The following is an 18998-nucleotide window of genomic DNA, read 5'->3' on the forward strand; positions in this document are numbered from 1 at the left end:
TTGGGTGCTTGGTTGAGGCGATTATAGTCTAATCTCTCCAACTTTGAGATCCTAAAAACAAAAAAAATGCTAATGTTTTTTCTCATTTGCGCCTAATTAATCTAAAGACTTGTGGGTCTCTAGTTCTTGCTTTTCTCTCCCTGTATTCTTTGAGTCTATTTTGTAGTTTGAAAGTGTCTTGATCATGCCCCTGCAAATTTACAACACCCTGAGTCGGACCAAAGAGCCGTTTACAACCCTCGAAGCTGGCAAAGTGCAGTTCTACTGCTGTGGGGTGACGGTCTATGACTATTGTCATTTGGGCCATGCTCGGTCTTATATTGTTTGGGATATTGTTCGGCGGTATCTGCAGTGGCGGGGATATGACGTTACCTATGTGCAGAACTACACGGATATTGACGATAAGATTCTCAAGCGGGCGGCAGAGACAGGGCAAGATTGGCAGGCTGTAACCCAGACCTTTATCCAGGCCTATGAAGCAGATATGGCTCGCCTCAATATCTTGGCAGCCGATGCTTATCCCAAAGCCACTGAATCGATACCGGCCATCATTAATCTGATCCGAGACCTCGAAACAAGGGGGGTGGCTTATGCTGCCCAAGGCGATGTCTACTTTGCCGTTGAAAGGTTTCCAGGTTATGGAAAACTCTCTGGACGATTGCTCGATCAGATGGAAGCAGGGGCCAGCGGTCGCGTCGAACAGCTTGAACCCGCTGAGCAAAAGAAACGCCATCCCCTAGATTTCGCTCTGTGGAAAGCCACTAAACCTGGCGAACCGAGCTGGGACTCTCCCTGGGGACCTGGGCGTCCCGGATGGCATATTGAGTGCTCGGCCATGGTGAATCAATGCTTAGGTGCTGAAATTGATATCCATGCGGGGGGCTCAGATTTAGTTTTTCCCCACCATGAGAATGAGATTGCCCAATCGGAAGCGGGTTTAACCCCCCGACTAGCCCGCTACTGGATGCATAACGGGTTTGTGAATGTTGGCGGGGAAAAGATGTCTAAGTCCCTGGGGAACTTCACGACCATTCGCCAGCTTTTGGATACACCCTTGCCGATTTTGGCAGGGAAAACCCTGCATCCTATGGCTTTAAGACTGTTTGTTTTGCAAGCCCAGTATCGCAAGCCGATTGATTTTACCGATGATGCGATCGCAGCCGCGCAGCAAAGTTGGCAAACTCTGAAAGAGGGGCTGCTGTTTGGCTATGACTACGGGGCTCAACTGCAATGGTCAGACTATACCGATCCAGATTTTGGCAATCCCGCCAATATGCGAATTCCAGATCCGAATGTTGCGGTTCAGCGGTTTCAACTCGCCATGGATGATGACTTTAATTCGCCCAGTGGATTAGTTGTCTTATTCGAACTGGCTAAGGATTTACGCAAAGCCGGTAATATTCTCAGTCATCAAGGCGAAACGTCTACCACGAGTGAACAGCTTCGAGAGCAGTGGCAAACTTTAGTCTGCTTAGCCCAGGTATTGGGCCTGGAGGCTCAACCTGACTCTGATGCAGCCTCCACAGATTCGGAAGATGGCCTCAGTGAGCAAGCGATTGAAGCCTTGATTGAGGAGCGACAGGCGGCTCGCCAGGCTAAGAACTATGCCGAAAGCGATCGAATTCGAGATCAGCTCAAAGCAGAAGGCATTACCCTAATCGATCAGGCTGGTGGGGTCACTCGGTGGTTGCGGGAATAAACCCTTCTTCTTGAGGCTTCGTGCCAATGATGGTGCGGTGGCGTGGATCGCTTGCCGTGGTGACAGTATGTTCAAAGCCAGCTGCTGTTAACGCAGACTCTACATCAAAGGTGTAGTAGTCATCACTCCAAGGCTCTGTGCTTTTCATCAAGGTGAATAGCGCAGGCGGTAAATTTTGGATCACGGGAGATTTGGGGTTGTTGTCGACGAGGGCTATGCATCCCCCTGGCCTCAGAATTCGCAGTGCCTCTGCAAAAATTTGCTGGGTTATCTCTCGGGGCAGTTCGTGAATCACAAATTGGAGGGTCACCAGATCCAATGCAGAATCGGGTAGCCCCGTCTCTTCTGCTTTTCCATGGTGCCAAGTGATTTCCTGGTTCACATCCCGTTTGTGGGCAATCGCCAGCATATAGGGAGAGAGATCTAGGCCAGTGGTATGGACTGGATGAGCTTGAGTGGACTGATAGTAGCGATGGAGGGCAAAGGATGAAATCCCTACTGAACAGCCCATATCCAAAATATGGGTCACTTGGGCCGGACCATAGTCGGCCAGGACTTGATGAAAACTAGCCCGTAAACGGTCTTGGGCCATTTCCCAGGTCAGATCTTCTTGGGGCCAAACCCGTAATGCCATGGCATAGGTTGCGGATTCGGCTTCAAAAGCAGCAGGCCAGCATAAATTACCGTGTTCATAGGCATGGAAAGGCACTTGATAATAGTCGGGATAGACCAAATTCGGATTGTTCGTCCGGTCAAAGAAATCTTGGGTATTGGAGGTGGCTAATGTTTGGTAGTTTTGGCGCCAAGGCACCCCATTCTTCTCGGCTGTCTTAATCAGCACCTGGCGGGCTTGCCGTTTCATGACGGCATAAATGGGCTTGGTCTGAATCAGGAGATTGACTAATTTCGAGAGCCAATCTTCTCCTGCCCAGTCCGGCTTAAGCTTCAGAGTCATATCAAGAAATGCAGAGGGCTTGGACTTTTATTGTAAAAGGGGAGTGTCCCCCATTTATAGATATCTGGGATCAGGTGCTGATGGGATGGCACCGAGATGAAGTGAATCCCTTAAGATCACTGAGATTTTTTTGTTCAAACGGAAAAATGATTTTTTTGGCGATGATCTGGGAATGATCTGTATTAGCCCTTCCCCAATGTAAATGATTCAACACTCCCAAAAATATGAGGTTAGAATCATTTTTATAAACTTCCAAATCGACCTGATGACATTTTGGCACTGTCCTAGTTCTCCTATTTCTTGAGTTTCCCGAAAAGAAAGATGGAGAATTTATTCTTGCTGTTAAGTCCGGTATTATCACGATTAGTGAAAAATCGTAAAATCAGGCATGTATAGAAGAATATAAGCGTAAAATCGCTTGTAAATTCTTGAATCTGGCGACCGTCTTGCCTTGACTATCCCCATTTCATAAATTCTCGTTTTCTCGCTGTTACTGATACCTGCCAGAACGCTTGTGCAAGATACCACTCAGCTCGGTGTGAATGTGATTCCAGGAGATATCACATCCCCTACGCTTAGAGAAGCTCGTAGTCATCCTCCCCAAGCCGGACAGTCTGGTTCGGGTTCTCCTGGGAAAAGAGTCAGTCGCGCCCATCATCTGCTGGTGATCAAAACCAGCGACCATCAGCAAACCGTCGTCTTAGAAGCGGCCACCTATTCTATTGGACGCCATCCCGCTAATTCCATTGTGTTGAATATGGGCACCGTCTCCCGCCAACATGCGCTATTGCTACGGATTCATGAACCGAAGACGGGCAATCATTTCTTTCGTATTATTGATGGCAATATTCAAGGGCGGCGTAGCCGTAATGGCTTATGGATTAACGGGAAGCGCCGCTTTTCTCATGATCTCAAAGATCAGGAAATCATCTCTTTTGGCGAGGATATTCAAGCCACCTATCACTTAGTCACGGGGTTCCCCGAAGAGTATGAGCTCGATGACTTGCTTGCTGTCAACTCTTTAGATCCGCCTAGTCCTTCGTCCCTCAGTACTCAGACCCTCCTGCCCTCCGATACAGAATTACGCAATTTGGGAGAAGCGGCCCTGGTTCGTCTCTCCTCTTTTCCGGAGTTAATGCCCCATCCCATCATTGAAACAGATTTTAGCGGCAGCATCACTTACATTAATCCGGCAGCGGTGGCTCAATTTCCAGATATTTTAGAGTCCGATCAGCATCCGCTGTTGCAGGGGTTTTTATCTGAGGTCAAGAAAGCGCACAATACCTACTTTGTGCGGGAAGTACATGTTTGCGATCGCGTCTTCGAACAGTCTATTCACTGCATGCCGGAAAGTCAGGTGATTCGCAGTTATCTGGTCGATATTACCCAGCGTAAACGGGCCGAACAAATTCTCCGAGAAAGCGAAGAACGCTATGCCGCAGCGGCTCGAGGGGCTAATGATGGACTCTGGGACTGGCACTTGCGATCCAATCGGGTGTATTTTTCCCCCCGCTGGAAAGCGATGATTGGCTATGAAGAAGATGAAATTAGCGATCGCTGCGAAGAATGGCTTGATCGGCTTCACCCCAGCGATCGGGATCGGCTCAAGCAAGAATTATCGATGCATCTCAAGGGTGAAACGAATCACTTTCAAAGTGAATTTCGCCTGCGTCATAAAAATGGAGAATATCGCTGGTTCCGCAGTCGGGGTATGGCCTTGAGAGATACGGATCAGCAGCCTTACCGCATTGCGGGTTCCCAGACGGACATCACGGAATATCACTTAGCCCGAGAGCAGTTGGTGCACGATGCCCTCCATGATGCCTTAACCTGCTTACCCAATCGGGTATTATTCATGGATCGCCTCACCCAGGCCATTAAGCAATATCAGCGCCACCCTGAGGATCAGTTTGCCACTTTATTTTTGGACTTAGATCGGTTCAAAATTATCAACGATAGTCTGGGCCATATGATTGGCGATCGGCTGTTAATCGAAGTGGGGAATCGACTGCAATTTTGCCTGCGCGACCAAGATACCGTTGCTCGCATTGGCGGGGATGAATTTGTGATTTTGTTGAACACCATCCAGAATATGGAGCATGTTCTCCAGACCGCTGAGCGAATCCAACAGCAGTTAAAGCAGGCTTTTAGCATTGAGGGCCATGAGATTTTTACGGGCACTAGTATCGGGATTGCCCTGAGCAGCCCTGAATACCAACATGCGGAAGAATTGCTGCGAGATGCGGATACCGCCATGTACCGGGCCAAAAACCTTGGTAAAAATCGGTACGAAATCTTTAGTAGCAGCATGCGATCGCAAGTGCTGGCCCTCTCTCAACTCGAAAATGATCTGCGGCGAGCCATTGATCGGCAAGAGTTTCAGCTGTTCTATCAACCAATTGTGTCCTTAGATACCCAAAACCTAGTGGGGCTAGAGGCCTTGGTGCGTTGGCATCATCCAGAACGGGGCTTAATCTTGCCGTCGGAGTTTGTACCGATGGCGGAAGAGGCCGGTCTGATTATTCCCTTAGGCGGGTGGGTATTGGCCCAAGCCTGTCGTCAAATGCAGCTGTGGCAACAGCATTACAGCTTGGCCACGGATTTACAGCTCAATGTCAATATTTCGAGTCGGCAATTTTCTCAACCCAACTTTGTCAACGATATTCATGCCGTTCTCGAGGACACGAATTTACCCTGTCACCGTCTTAAGCTAGAGATTACCGAAGGGGTGCTCATGGATCATGCCTCAGATGTGGCCGATAAGCTGGATGCTATTAAGACCTTGGGCATCAAACTGGGCATTGATGACTTTGGCACTGGCTATTCTTCCTTGAATTATCTGAATGCGTTCCCAGTGGATACCCTTAAAATTGATCGCTCCTTTGTGGGGCGCATGAGTTCTGAAGAAGGATTTGAGATTGTCAGAACTATTGTCAACCTAGCCCATAACCTTCATATGGATGTGGTGGCGGAAGGCGTAGAGCTAGAGGAGCAAGCCGAAGAACTGACCCAAATGAATTGTGAATATGCCCAAGGCTATTTATTCTCAGAACCTACGGATACAGTGGGCATGGAGGACTTCCTTCTCAACTATTGCAATTAGCCTTCACTTTTGTAGAGATTGCAAATAAGACTGGGGGTCATGGGCTACCCATCCCAAGCTGGACCGATATCTCACCTCAAATCTAAGGGCTGTCTGAGGGGCAGAGGTCACTTCACCAATCAAATGGCCGGGTTGCACCTGTTGCCCCACTTTGACCTGCAAATTTTGGAGCCGACCATAACGAGTTTGTCGACCTTGGGCATGGCGAATAAACACCTCTTGGCCAGACGAACCCCGTTCCCCGGCAAAAACGACTGTACCGGAGCTGACGGCATAGACCGGGGTGCCGGGCGTTGCCTGCAAATCGACGCCGCTGTAGAACTGCATTTTGCGGGTCTCTGGATTGACGCGCCAGCCGTAAGTTCCTAATATCGATGCGGGCTGTGGTAACGGATAGCGATCGCGTCCCGTTACCGATCGAGGGGATTGGAAGGTGTTGCCCACCGACTGGAGCGGAGCAATCCCTGTGGGGCGAGAGTTGATGCTGGGAGACCAGGTGATACCGGGTACAAACGCAACCTTGGGTGAGGTCTGACATCCATTCACTTCAAACAGGACCTCCGAGCTAATGCGGTAGGCCTTTGCCACGGCCTGCAGGGTCTGGCCGGTAGGTACGGCGACCAAAATGCCGTTATAGGGGGGGACTACTAAGTTCATGCCTACCCTAGCTCGTCCTTGCCTAAGTTTAGGGTTCATACCCTTGAGAGTGGCGGTGGACAGGCCATATTGCTGGGCGATGCTGGTCAAGGTTTCCCCCGACTTGACGGAATGCCGCACTAACCGAGACAGGACAGACGCAGGGCAGAGTCGTGAAGGAGAGGGGGCTGACTGAGCATGGGCGACTAGGTGACCACTCGCCACGCTGCCTAAGGTCCAAGGTATGATTGCAAACAGATGGCAAAAGTTGAATTTGGCCATAATACCCAATTGCTCCCAGGTTAGAGTGGAGTAAAGAATCCAGATCACGCTGAATGCGCACTAGTTTTACGATAATGCAGCGATCCCTTAAACATCTAGTCTTTTCCCTATTGGTAGGAAGTGCGCTGCTCCAGACCGGCTGTCAAAGTTGGTTTAATCGAGGGGGCGACACTGCTGAGAGTCCCCAAAGTACCCCCGAAATTCCGGCCACAGAAATTGCCAATCGCTCCCAGATTAGTTCTAACTTGATTGTCAAAATGGTGGACCAAGTCGGCCCTTCTGTGGTGCGTATTAATGCGGCCCGTAGCTCCAAAGGGTCATTCGGTTTGTTTGACCGTCCTGATCGTTCCCTAGAGCAAGGGACGGGGTCTGGGTTTATTTTTGATGAGACCGGCTTGGTCCTAACAAATGCCCATGTCGTTGAAGATGCAGATGAAGTAACGGTTGTGCTCAAGGACGGCCAGCAGTTTCCCGGCACTGTCGAGGGAGCTGATCCCCTCACCGACATTGCTGTGATTAAAATAGAGGCCAAGGAGTCTCTGCCTGCCCTTGAACTGGGAGATTCAGATACGTTACAGCCTGGAGACTGGGCCATTGCCATTGGAAATCCCTTGGGGCTGAACAATACAGTGACCATGGGCATTATTAGCGCCACGGATCGGTCTAGTTCCCAGCTAGGAGCCCCGGACCAGCGCGTGAACTTTATCCAAACAGATGCTGCGATTAACCCAGGAAATTCAGGGGGACCGTTGCTCAATCTCAAAGGTGAGGTGATTGGGATTAATACGGCGATTATTCGCGAGTCCCAGGAGTCAGGGGTCACCGCTCAGGGGCTTGGTTTTGCCATTCCCGTGAAGATTGCTGCTCGCATTAGTAAGCAATTATTGAATGATGGGACAGTTGCCCATCCCTATTTGGGAATTCGGATGGTGAGCGTTTCGGCAGAGACGAAGGCGTTGTTACAAGAAGAGCTGGACCTACAAGTCGAGCAAGAGAAAGGGGTGCTGGTGGTGGATGTCTTGTCCGATTCGCCAGCGGCAGTGGCTCAGTTAAAGTCTGGCGATGTGATTGTACAAATTGGCAAAACTCAAATTGATAATACTGAGCAACTGCAGCAGCTCTTACAGTCTGTGACGCCGGGTGATCAGCTCTCCCTCACCATCATGCGGAAGAATCAGAAACGCCAAGCCCAACTGGAAGTGGGCACCCTCAAACCTAAAACCTTCTCGCGACGGTCTTAAGCACTGAGGCGATGGATTTATTTGAGCAGCATCGTCAACAGCTTTTAGAAACGGAGGCTCCCCTGGCTGCACGGTTACGTCCCCGCACTTTGGATGAGTTTGTGGGCCAGGATGAGATTGTTGGCCCAGGACGATTATTGCGGCGTGCAATCCAGGCGGATCAACTTTCTTCTCTGATTTTCTATGGCCCTCCGGGCACGGGCAAAACCACCCTGGCCCAGATTATTGCCAATACCACCCAAGCCCATTTTCTGGCCCTGAATGCGGTCTTAGCTGGCATCAAAGATATTCGCTCATCCGTGGATGAAGCCCAGGACCGACGGGGGCAATATGGTCAACGCACGATTTTGTTTGTGGATGAAGTGCATCGGTTCAATAAAGCCCAGCAAGATGCCTTGCTGCCCTGGGTGGAGAATGGCACGGTGATTTTAATTGGGGCGACCACCGAAAATCCCTATTTTGAGGTCAACAAAGCCCTGGTGAGCCGATCTCGAATTTTTCAGTTGCGATCCCTGATGCCAGACGACCTTCGGCAGGTGCTAGAGCGGGCCTTGCAGGATAAATATTTTGGCTATGGTGATACGGCCATTGAGTTGGAAGGAGCCGCAACGGAGCACCTGATTAATGTGGCGAATGGGGATGCCAGAGCGTTGCTGAATGCTTTAGAGCTGGCGATTGAAACCACCGAGCCCGATGACCAGGGTGTGATTCCCATTACCTTGGCTGTCGCGGAAGCCTCTATCCAACGGCGGGCAGTTCTCTATGACAAAGAGGGTGATGCCCATTTTGATACGATCAGCGCCTTTATCAAAAGTATGCGGGGGTCAGACCCCGATGCGGCCCTTTACTGGTTAGCCCGTATGGTCTATGCCGGAGAAGATCCGCGCTTTATCTTTCGTCGGATGATCATTTTAGCCAGTGAGGATGTGGGGTTGGCGGATCCGCAAGCCGTCGGTGTGGTGATGGCTTGTGCTCAAGCCTTTGATCGCATTGGGTTACCTGAGGGGCAATATCCTTTGGCCCAGGCAGCCCTTTATTTATCGACTGCTCCCAAGTCCAATAGCGCTTTGGCCTATTTCGATGCCTTGGCCTCGGTTGAGAAGGAACGGGAGGGGGATGTTCCTAATCCCCTTAGGGATAAAAGTCGTGACAAACATGCCTTTGGCCATGGCGCTAACTATAAATATCCCCATGCTTATCGCGATCACTGGGTTGCCCAACAATATTTACCGGACAGTCTTCAAGGACAGGTCTTTTACCAACCGTCCGATCAAGGAGCTGAAGCGGCGATTCAAACCCAGATTGCGCGTCAGCGGGAAGCCCAACTCTCTGGAATTTCGGAGACGAGTACCCAAGAGACGGTCAGTTATGGCCCGAAAGATTCGAAGCGGGAACGGTGGTTACAGCGCACTATGAGTCAAACGGGCGATCATGCGGCTTGGGTACGCGATCGCATTTTCAGTTTCACTCAAATTCAACGTCATCATGTGGTTCTGGAGGTCTGCAGCCAAACGGGGCTACTCACCTGGGAAGCGTTACGACGGACTCCGGAAGGCAGTGTCTATACCCACGTTTCCTCAGATAAAGTCGCTCAGACCCTGGAAGCGCAAGTGAAGGCCCTTTCAGCCTTGCAACGGCCTATTTGTGTCGCAGGGTCGAGTTCTGACCTTAAAACTCTGATCTATGACCATACACCCGATCTGCAGTTTGATTGGATTCTAGGTCGGAATACCTTTGCGAATCAGATGCATCAACTGGATCGGCCAGCCGCTGAAAACCTGGCCCAACAGCTGATCAGCCTTCTGAGGCCGGAGGGGCAGATCGTTCTAGCGGAAACGATTCCCAAATATGGGCAACGGATCTGTGACTTGGTGAAGGCAGAGGATGTAGGTCAGGCGTTGTATCAGCGTTGGCAAACGGCTGAAGCCGCCTTATATCAAGGTGATACGGGCGATACGCAACTCACTTGGGATGAATCTGATCTACAAACTGCATTTGCTGATCAACCGATCACAATAGACTTAGAACAAACTGACATGAGCCTATATGTCACTCCTAAGTTGATTGAACGGTGGTTTGCGACAAGTGGTGATCGCCTTTCTTATGGAAAGCGTCTAGGGCAGCATTGTTCAGCGACAGATGTGAAACAGATTCAAGCACTGTTGACTCAGAAGTTATTGCACCAAACCATTCAGTGGCAAACTACTCTTGCATTTGTCCATGTCCGCTGTGCTAAATAAGTACAGCAAATGATACTGATCTTGGCACCCTTACAACTGGCTACATTTTTTAACTGCTTTGTTAAGGTCATAATCATCAGGGTTAGCTGCTAGTAATTCTTCCAGATGCACCAGATATTGGGGCTGTGGAAATTCTACGGCAGCTTCAATCACTAGAACATCGACGGATGGTAGTGCTAATTCCTTGAGCACTACAGGGATAACGCGGGTATCTTGGCGTTTAGCAAGGCCTATAACCGCCTCTCCTCGGATTTCATCATCAGGATCCGATAAACCTTGAAACAGAACCTCGCGAACTTGGGGAGAATCTGCATCACTTAAGTTGCCCAAACCAAACAATGCCCAATTGCGCACATCATAGCCATCGTCCTGAGCTAATCGACACATCATTGCGACTGCAAGCTCAGAGCGATCGCACTGAGGACCGCCTGAAGCATAGGCCACTGAGAAACGGACATCTGCAGAATCGTGATTGGCAAATGCCATCAGTTCACTGCTTTCCCATAAGAAATCATAGGATGCATGGTGACCCAAAGCATTGATAGCACTGCAAAGAACTTCTGTTTCAGGATCGTGGAGCAGTGACAACAGAATTGGCAGTGCAGCGTCGCCAAAAGGATAGGGTGAGTGGCGATCTGCACATCCAAGTTGTGATAAGACGGCAGCCCCCAATGCTCTCATACAGGATTCAGAGCTTTTACACCATTCCACAGCAGTATCAAAAATCTGAGGGTCTGAACGGAGATGAAGAGCATAAAGAATATCCCCATACAGATCACTTTCATCATCGACCGAACGAGCGCATTGTTCTGCTTGAGAAAGTAGTTGGTCTGTCGGTAAGGTTTTGAGAGAATCGTTCATTAGATCAAGATTTTTTGATTGAGATAATACCTACAGATCAATGGCACTGACTTAAGCTCAATCAAACAGCTAGCTTAGCTTTGAGAGCAGAGCGAGGTTGTCGCATTCGCGGGAAAGATTTGGGTCTGCGTTTGACGACTCTCGGTTCGTGCCGATTCGGTCGAGAGGGTAATAGATCGGCTGCCATGGTCTCAAGTAGATGAGTAAACAACCGCTTTCTGGTCGCACGGTTGGCTGTCGCCAACAAAGCAAGCATCTGATTGAAGTGTTGTGGGACTGTTCAGAGTTTTGTGTAAGCGGTCTAGGATCCAAACACATCAGGAGACCGTACGATGTCTAGAAAGAAAAAAGCTCCCAATCGAGTCGATGAACTGTTAGATGAACTCATCGGAGAGAACCCTCAACCGGAAGATATTCTGGGCGAATCAGGACTGCTTAAACGACTCAGCAAACGCCTAGTGGAACGAGCCCTTGCAGGTGAATTGACTCATCACCTGCAGCAATCCTCCAACGATCAGTCAGGTGATGAGAATTCTAATGGCCCCAGAAATAGTCGCAATGGTTACTCGAAAAAGACCGTCCAGTCTGAACAAGGAGAGATGGACCTATCGATTCCTCGTGACCGTTGCGGCGAGTTTGAGCCTGTCCTGGTGCCTAAAGGCCAGCGACGCATCGCAGGGCTCGATGAGAAAATCATCGCCTTATATGCTCGGGGCATGACCACCCGTGATATTCGAGCCCAATTGGTGGAGCTGTATGGGGCCAATATCTCTGAAGCTCTGATTAGTGACGTCACCAATAGCGTCATGGAAGAGGTCAAAGACTGGCGTTCAAGGCCGCTGGATGAGGTGTATCCGATTGTCTATCTTGATGCGCTGTATGTGAACATCAAAGTCAATGGTCAAGTCAGCAAGCGAGCTGTCTATGTCGCTTTGGCAGTGACTGTGGAGGGCAACAAGGAACTGTTGGGATTATGGATAGGAGCCGCTGAACGAGAGGGAGCAAAATTCTGGCTTTCGGTGCTCACAGACCTTAAAAATCGAGGAACTCAGGATATCTTGATTGCTTGCTGTGATGGACTCAAAGGTTTTCCTCAAGCGATTGAGTCGGTCTACCCTCAGACCCAGGTGCAGGTTTGTATTGTCCATCTTATTCGTAATAGCCTTCGCCATGTGCCGTGGAAGGAAAGTCGAGCCGTAGCTGCAGACCTCAAGCCCATTTACCAAGCGGCCACTTTGGAAGAGTCTGAGGCTGCGTTGGATGCATTTGCCCATAAATGGGACGAGACGTATCCTGGCATTAGCCAAATCTGGATACGACATTGGGATAATGTTGCCCCGTTGTTTCAATACCCAATGGCCATCCGTAAGGTTATCTACACCACCAATGCCATTGAGTCGCTCAACCGCTCACTGAGAAAGGTGATTAAGACCAAAGCGGTTTTCCCTAATGAAGAGTCTGTCTACAAATTGATGTTTCTAGCGATGAGGAATATTTCGAAGCGATGGACCAGACCAATTCTGAATTGGAAGGCGGCGCTGTCCCATTTTGCTATTCTGTTCCCAACACGATTCAACTATTGAATACACTGCTGCTTACACAAAAATCTAAACACTCTCGTGTTGTCGTGCTCCTTGCACAGACAGTTGAGTTCTAGCATTATCTGCTAGCGGTGCCGCAAGTTCCATGAGACTTCTGAGTAGGTTATAGCCCAACAAATGTACCCAAATGTCCTTGCGCACCATATCCGGAGTTTTGGCACTGAGCATCTCCATTTTTAAGGTGGTTTTGAGATGGCGCAGATTGACTTCCGCCACTGGCCAACGCCAGCCATACAAGCGAGTCAGTTGCCCAGCGCTGTAGCGTTGAGCATCCAGCAGCGTCGTCACCACAATAATGTGCTGGTCGCGAAAGCCCTTAAGGGATAAGCGCAAACACACCTCTCTAACGACCAATGTTTGAGGAATCAGGGCAAAATCTTGCTCACTCATGTGCTCAGGCCGTTGGGCTGGCTTATGCCATGTCACCTGATGATCACCAATGCCATGCTTGTTGCCTTTGCGGAAATCAGTCTTGCGAGCATGATGTTTACGCAACACTCCATCAGCCCTGTGTTGTTGAATGATGGCTAGATCAACATAGCTGCCATAAGCTTGGTCCGCCATGACCACATCACCGACCTCAAGGTCTTGATAGAGCAAACGACTCATGACAATTTCACTGGTGTCCCAGGAGGCAATACAAGCTGACGCCACTGCACCGGTAACCAAACAGAAGAACACTACCAAGCGAGCGATGGGAAAACCACAGCCTGCTGTTTGATTGCCATGTTGTGGATATGATGCTTGGTTGGCCGCACTATCAGCCATCAACACGGTGGTTCCGTCGTAGACCTTGACGGGCCGACCACACCAGAGGTGCTCTGGGGAGAGGGGTTGCGCTAAGCACTCAGCGCTTTCGGGAATTAAACGTTGCAACAGTGACTCTGGAAAGCGACTTCTGGCTTTGCTGTAGGCTCCGGTATCAGATGAGGGCGGTTGGATGCCAGCCGCTGTGAGCCAAGTCGTGATGCATTTGACTGTGTTACGAAGGCTTTTATCGGCTGATAGCACTTGGTAAAGCATGGCCCACAGCGTAACGATGGGGCTATATATCCGGTTGCGATAGGAGAATGCTTCTTCTTTCAGGAGTTCCTCTAACCTTGAGGCTAGAAGGATATCTGTCCACGGTAAACCCAGGCTTTGGGAAAATTGCTGCTTGAGAATTTCGGCTGACTCAGACATAGTGAAAGGCAGAAGTTTATGGCGTGCAAGTCTTGATCCTATATCTATCAAGACTTGTAGCCTTTTCCTGACTTCTTAAGTCAGTGCCATTGACCTACAGATAGGGCTTGATTTCCCATAGCCTGATCTCGGCGGCTGCTCCATCCACAAGAATGCGTGTTTGTTGCCCAGCAATCCCAAACTCAAACTGGAGACCATCATCATATCCACGATTATTTGTGAGCTGCCACACAGAGAAAAGCTGCATCCCTAGAATTGCTTTCCACGGTTTTTGCTGCGATATATCTATCCTGAAATGAGGTGCAAACTGGAAACCGTTTGAAATATAAACTTCATCAGTCTCACCCTCACAGACTATGCCGACCTGGTAGTCCCCAAAGAATAAGACTAGGGCTTCCAAATTTTCTCCCCCCAGCAAATCATTAGAGGTATAAGAACTTTTGGCTTTGCAGCGTTCGACGCTTTGCAAGATAAGTGGTACGTCACCCTCTAGCAAATGTACTAAGCCCTCATAACTGGAACAGAACATATGAGTCTTCTTTCAGAAGGCAGACCATACAATCTCAGTATGTTTGGGATGACAGATGAATGGAATAGAGCAATAAGGGATATTGACATCCCGCAGGTGATATTTCAGGTATCAGCAAGATGAGGGTTTTCCGGTGCAAGACAAGTCAACACTGTATTAGACAAGTGATATTCTTCTGAATTTACTCAACTGGAATTCATCCTTGTGTGGACGGCTGCAGCCAGTGCAGTGACATTACAAACACCATATTGCTCAAGCCCAACCTCTACTAACTCAATGAGGATACGCAACACATCAAGCCGAACCTCGATGCACTCATCTTGTAAAGCTTCTAGCAATCGAGAATCAAAGGTCTGTAAATCAATATGGATATAACGAAGCGCGCGAGCTGCATTAGCCCGAATAGTGGGCGAACTATCCTGTAGCAATTTGAATAGCTGAGGTTCAATGATTGCAGGTGCATGATTGTATCGCAGTCCCCAGGCCGCCAAATCTGCCTGATCACCTTGAGTCTTCTCCAGTAGCACCAAGAGCTGGTTTACACCCTCTGGTATGACATGACCCATCAGCTGGGAACAGCTCTCGCGTACCTGGTTTTCTTCCTCGTCATCACACAAAGTTATGAATAAGGTTTCAACCGCGTCTTCGCCCATGTCCCAAAGCAAATCATAGGCATCGTCGTGACGGGCTTGCGATCGCAAATCCGCAATCAATTCGTTTACTAATTTCACCACCAGACTATTGATGTCTTCTGAATGTTTACGAGAGATTGGGCGTAAACCAAACAGGCTTTAGCCCCTTATCCAGTAAAGCTTTTTCATTGGGCTGAGGTTTAAAAGGGATGTGACCCGCTTGATGCAGTTGGGTCGCTAGATTTTGGGCATAGCGATGGGCAAAAGCTTCTTTATCTTGCGAAGGCTGAGAGTCAAACTTTTGGCGCAGCCGCTCATCTTCAGCATCGCTAGTGGTATCAAGACTGGGTAGAACAACGCTGTGCCTCCAATCCACATAATGCCCAAGTTCATGGAAAAGGGTTCGAAAGAGGATGGTATTGCGAACCGACTCATCAGTTCGGTGGATCGTGTAATCACGTCGTCCTTTTTCGATCCGATGGCCATCAGCTTCCAGTCGAGTGAGTTCATCGCGAGCGTCTGGCCCTAGGGAGAGAGACCACCGCAAGGGGGTATTGAGATTATGGGCTTCGATACAAATTGCAGTCCCTGAATGTGGTCTAGGTGTCGCATAGTACAGGAAACGGCCCCAGACAGGATTGAGTTGATCTTGTTTGCGCGTCGGTTGACGAAAAATAATCAGCTCCAAGCCCTCCAGGTCAGACTGGGGAACGTATTCTAAAACAGACATCACATCTGCGACAGTACAGGGATAAAAACACTCAGGGCGCGGAGGCTCCACTAGAAATGTCAGCTTACATTCGCCAATCTTTGCTTGAATCGCAATAGGCTTGTGAAGTACTTCCCAAAACACCCGATCACCTGGCCAGGATTTTGGAATCACCAGCTGATTATTTTGTCCCTGACCTTGCTTTGAAGTACCAATATTGCGATTGCGACGGGTAGGATTCCAGCCTTTGCGCATGTCCAGTTCCTAGAGATGCGTCAATGCTAGCCCACCTGCCAAGGCAGCTCAGTGATCGCTGTCCCATCGAGATCTCTGCAATCGTTAAAGCCAAATGCATTGGAGCCAAAATTTTTCCCAATGAATAGACCGGGAAGCTATATCTTTTTGGGGCGTGGTTTTGTCGGTTGCGATCGCACGGACAATGCAGAATGCCTGATAGGTCTCCATAGCAAAAATAAAGGCATGACTGGCCGAACAAAGCCACCTGGAAAAATTTTTTCGCCTTGATGTTCGATCTCGATTTTGTTTGGGCAACCTGAGTCTAATCAAGCTACTGCTAGAATTTGTACTATCTGGTTTTAGCTTGACTTAAATCAGAAATAATCATCAAAAAAGTCCCTACCCCCTCTCTCTGTATGAGTTAGGGGGTATTTATTAAGGCAACACCACCCATTGGACTGCAGGCACCTCCCGTTGGGTTAAAGCTTTATGTTTCAGGTTTAAGGGGGATATCCATAAGATACATGGACTAAAGGTATGGTCGCAGTTTTCTCATCTAGCGTCTGCAGAAATTGATCAATCCTACTGACACTAAAAAAGCCCCCGATTATTCGGGGGCTTTCCATCAAACTTTATCGTTTGAAGTTAGAGTCTACAGAGCGTTACCGCGAGGTAGAACTTCTTCAGGGAAGATGAAGTTTTCATGGATTTGGTCTTGGGGTGCCATCCAAGCGCGCAGACCTTCATTCAAGAGAATGTTCTTGGTGTAGAAGGTTTCGAACTCAGGGTCTTCAGCAGCCCGGATTTCCTGGCTAACGAAGTCATAAGCACGCATGTTGAGAGCGATACCCACGAGGCCAATGGCAGAAGCCCATAGACCAGTCACAGGAACGAACAACATGAAAAAGTGCAACCAACGCTTGTTGGAAAAGGCAATCCCGAAAATCTGAGACCAGAATCGGTTAGCAGTGACCATGGAGTAGGTCTCTTCTGCTTGGGTCGGAGTGAACGCAGCAAATGTATTGGCGTCTTGACCGTCTTCAAACAAGGTGTTCTCAACAGTGGCTCCGTGAATGGCGCACAACAGCGCACCACCCAAAATACCTGCAACACCCATCATGTGGAAGGGGTTGAGGGTTAGGTTGTGGAAACCTTGAGCAAATAACAAGAATCGGAAGATGCTTGTTACACCCCAGCTAGGTGCAAAGAACCAGCTGGATTGGCCCAAAGGATACATCAAAAAGACGGAAACATACACGGCGATAGGACCGCTGAAGGCAACTGCGTTGTAAGGACGCACGCCGACTAGACGGGCAATCTCGAATTGACGCAGCATGAAGCCGATCAAGCCGAAGACACCATGTAATGTGGTGAAGTTCCACAATCCACCCAGCTGACACCAGCGGGTGAAGTCACCTTGAGCTTCGGGTCCCCAAAGTAGAAGTAGGGAGTGGCCGAGGCTGTCGGCGGGAGTGGATACAGCAACGGTCAAGAAGTTAGCCCCTTCTAGGTAGGAGCTAGCAAGACCGTGGGTGTACCAGGAAGTTACGAAAGTTGTGCCGGTAAACCATCCCCCGATGGATAGAAACGCACAGGGGAAAAGTAGGATACCTGACCAACCAATAAAGACGAACCGATCACGCTTAAGCCAGTCGTCGAGGACGTCAAACCATCCTCGCTCCTGGGCGCGTCCGACTGCTATGGTCATGGATAGATCTCCAGTTTATTTATAAATCGAAAAATGATTGCAGGAAAAATAACAGATGGTCCTGAATCGGTGTAGATATGATTAACCATAAAGTAAAGTCAACAAAAATTCACGATACTTTATGATTTCTTTCACATATCCTAATTATATGTAGAAGTCTATCGTGCTGCAGCTACCGCTGGAAAGTCTAGCCAAATATGAGGGTTAGACGGTTAATCCATGAAAACGAGCAATGATAGGCAGTGCCTGAATCCTGAGAAAGCTTAAGATTTGTCGGTTTCAGTCGTCAAGAAACTTTGCGGTCGGTCTAAGAGGGCGGTTATTGCATTAACAGCGGTTTGAGCATTGCCCGTTAGGAATGCTGCATCTACTGTATCCGGTGTATCGGTGCGCCGATGATAGTGGGGATTGCGCAGATGGGCGGTATCGGTGAGCATCACGGCTCCTATCCCTTCAAACCAAAATGGCGTATGGTCACTGCGCAGGATGACAGGGGTTAATAGACCTTTAAAAGGAATGGAGACAGGGACTAACGCCGGTAAGTTTGGCTGATGATGCTCGCTAAAGGCATTCAGTAATGGTAGGTGCTCTGTATCGCCTGCGATCGCAAGAAAGTCTCCTTTATCACTGGGTAGCTTCACCTTGAATTCTCCAGGAACCTGCTGGCAGCCCGGTGTCGAACAGGAGTAGCCCAGCATTTCCAAAATCACGACGCCGTCTAAATTTTTGAGATTTTCGGGGCGTTGGGCATAGGCATAGCTACCCACCAGTCCGGCTTCTTCTTGATCAAATAGAACAATGCGCAGGGGCCGTATCGTTTTGCGATCGCCCAGCAGTCTCGCCACTTCCAAAGCCACCACCACTCCAGTGGCATTATCATCTGACCCAGGAGACCCTCGGACCGAATCATAATGAGCGCCCACTAGTAAGACCCCTGCATTAGGGGCTATACCTGGACGTTCAGCCACAAGATTCACCCCTGTTTCAAAAGGCTGTTCTGTTACGGTCCAGCCAGATGCCGAGAGGGTTTGGGCCATAAACGCTCTCGTTTTCTTTAACTCGGCTGTAGTGTAGCGCTCAAAGTTCAGAGCATTGAGATCTGCCATTAACCGATCGCCATTAACCAGGGGGGGCGGCTCAGCGGTGACAGGTAGCGGAGCAGTCGTTGGAGACGGAGCATCGGGCGGCGATGCTGCGGGCGTCGCCTCTGGTGATGGAGAGACGGGAGGAGATTGAGCGACAGGCCGGGGAGACTGGCAGGACATAAAGACCACAAACAGACATGCGATCGCACTTAAGATCCAAGCTTTCCGACTTTTGAACATCTTTCCACGACTAAACCCTAGCCATTGTCGCACACCTTTCATTCCACCTGTAGAAACC

13 protein-coding genes and 2 pseudogenes are annotated in these 18998 nt (G+C 49.4%); 5 read left to right on the forward strand and 10 right to left on the reverse strand.

Translation table 11 applies throughout. The features are described 5' to 3' along the window. The first annotated feature begins 184 nt into the window (after positions 1–184). Positions 185–1699, forward strand: a complete 1515-nt coding sequence (gene cysS / locus AM1_RS18435; RefSeq protein WP_012164400.1) for a cysteine--tRNA ligase — start codon at positions 185–187, stop codon at positions 1697–1699. Here cysS and AM1_RS18440 read toward each other — a convergent pair. After that, entirely contained in the window at positions 1677–2654 is a 978-nt protein-coding gene (locus tag AM1_RS18440; protein ID WP_012164401.1) for a class I SAM-dependent methyltransferase, read from the reverse strand. The two genes, cysS and AM1_RS18440, sit on opposite strands and share 23 nt — an antisense overlap. A gap of 514 nt (positions 2655–3168) precedes the next feature. Here AM1_RS18440 and AM1_RS18450 point away from each other — a divergent pair. Further along, positions 3169–5757 (forward strand): EAL domain-containing protein, encoded by a 2589-nt coding sequence (locus tag AM1_RS18450; protein WP_012164402.1) that lies wholly within the window; start codon positions 3169–3171, stop codon positions 5755–5757. A gap of 3 nt (positions 5758–5760) precedes the next feature. Here AM1_RS18450 and AM1_RS18455 read toward each other — a convergent pair whose 3' ends face one another. Continuing rightward, positions 5761–6675 (reverse strand): peptidoglycan DD-metalloendopeptidase family protein, encoded by a 915-nt coding sequence (locus tag AM1_RS18455; RefSeq protein ID WP_012164403.1) that lies wholly within the window; start codon positions 6673–6675, stop codon positions 5761–5763. 74 nt (positions 6676–6749) lie between these two features. Here AM1_RS18455 and AM1_RS18460 point away from each other — a divergent pair, with 74 nt between their 5' ends. Both AM1_RS18460 and AM1_RS18465 read left to right on the forward strand, forming a co-directional pair. Then, the gene (locus tag AM1_RS18460) at positions 6750–7916 is read left to right on the forward strand and encodes a trypsin-like peptidase domain-containing protein (RefSeq protein ID WP_012164404.1); all 1167 of its coding nucleotides are present in this window, start codon (positions 6750–6752) and stop codon (positions 7914–7916) included. Between the two features lie 11 nt (positions 7917–7927). Continuing rightward, positions 7928–10156: an AAA family ATPase gene (locus AM1_RS18465; protein ID WP_012164405.1), complete on the forward strand. Its 2229-nt coding sequence runs from the start codon at positions 7928–7930 to the stop codon at positions 10154–10156. Between the two features lie 30 nt (positions 10157–10186). Here the strand turns inward: AM1_RS18465 and AM1_RS18470 are convergent, their stop codons facing one another. Then, a complete protein-coding gene (locus AM1_RS18470) occupies positions 10187–11017 on the reverse strand; it encodes a HEAT repeat domain-containing protein (RefSeq protein ID WP_012164406.1) in 831 nt (276 codons plus the stop codon). Positions 11018–11078: 61 nt separating this feature from the next. Next, a pseudogene (locus AM1_RS41075) lies at positions 11079–11288 on the reverse strand (IS4 family transposase); the annotation flags it as partial. A gap of 61 nt (positions 11289–11349) precedes the next feature. Between AM1_RS41075 and AM1_RS18475 the strand changes: the two are divergent. Continuing rightward, complete coding sequence (locus AM1_RS18475; protein WP_012160773.1) at positions 11350–12600, forward strand: IS256-like element ISAcma7 family transposase; 1251 nt, start codon at positions 11350–11352, stop codon at positions 12598–12600. A 36-nt stretch (positions 12601–12636) separates the two neighbouring features. Here the strand turns inward: AM1_RS18475 and AM1_RS18480 are convergent. The 6 genes and pseudogenes from AM1_RS18480 to AM1_RS18505 all read right to left on the reverse strand — a co-directional run. Next, positions 12637–13851 (reverse strand): annotated as a pseudogene (locus AM1_RS18480) (IS4-like element ISAcma16 family transposase); the annotation flags it as partial. Between the two features lie 43 nt (positions 13852–13894). Beyond that, the gene (locus tag AM1_RS18485) at positions 13895–14329 is read right to left on the reverse strand and encodes a DUF6334 family protein (RefSeq protein ID WP_041659970.1); all 435 of its coding nucleotides are present in this window, start codon (positions 14327–14329) and stop codon (positions 13895–13897) included. Positions 14330–14514: 185 nt separating this feature from the next. Further along, positions 14515–15060, reverse strand: coding sequence for a HEAT repeat domain-containing protein (locus tag AM1_RS18490; protein ID WP_012164410.1), 546 nt, complete (start codon positions 15058–15060; stop codon positions 14515–14517). A 28-nt stretch (positions 15061–15088) separates the two neighbouring features. Beyond that, positions 15089–15925 (reverse strand): ImmA/IrrE family metallo-endopeptidase, encoded by an 837-nt coding sequence (locus AM1_RS18495; protein ID WP_012164411.1) that lies wholly within the window; start codon positions 15923–15925, stop codon positions 15089–15091. A gap of 634 nt (positions 15926–16559) precedes the next feature. Then, positions 16560–17615: a photosystem II D2 protein (photosystem q(a) protein) gene (gene psbD, locus AM1_RS18500; RefSeq protein ID WP_010471451.1), complete on the reverse strand. Its 1056-nt coding sequence runs from the start codon at positions 17613–17615 to the stop codon at positions 16560–16562. A gap of 263 nt (positions 17616–17878) precedes the next feature. Next, positions 17879–18940, reverse strand: a complete 1062-nt coding sequence (locus AM1_RS18505; protein ID WP_238549010.1) for a M28 family peptidase — start codon at positions 18938–18940, stop codon at positions 17879–17881. Positions 18941–18998: the final 58 nt, after the last annotated feature.

This window comes from Acaryochloris marina MBIC11017 (assembly GCF_000018105.1).
Taxonomy (GTDB): domain Bacteria; phylum Cyanobacteriota; class Cyanobacteriia; order Thermosynechococcales; family Thermosynechococcaceae; genus Acaryochloris; species Acaryochloris marina.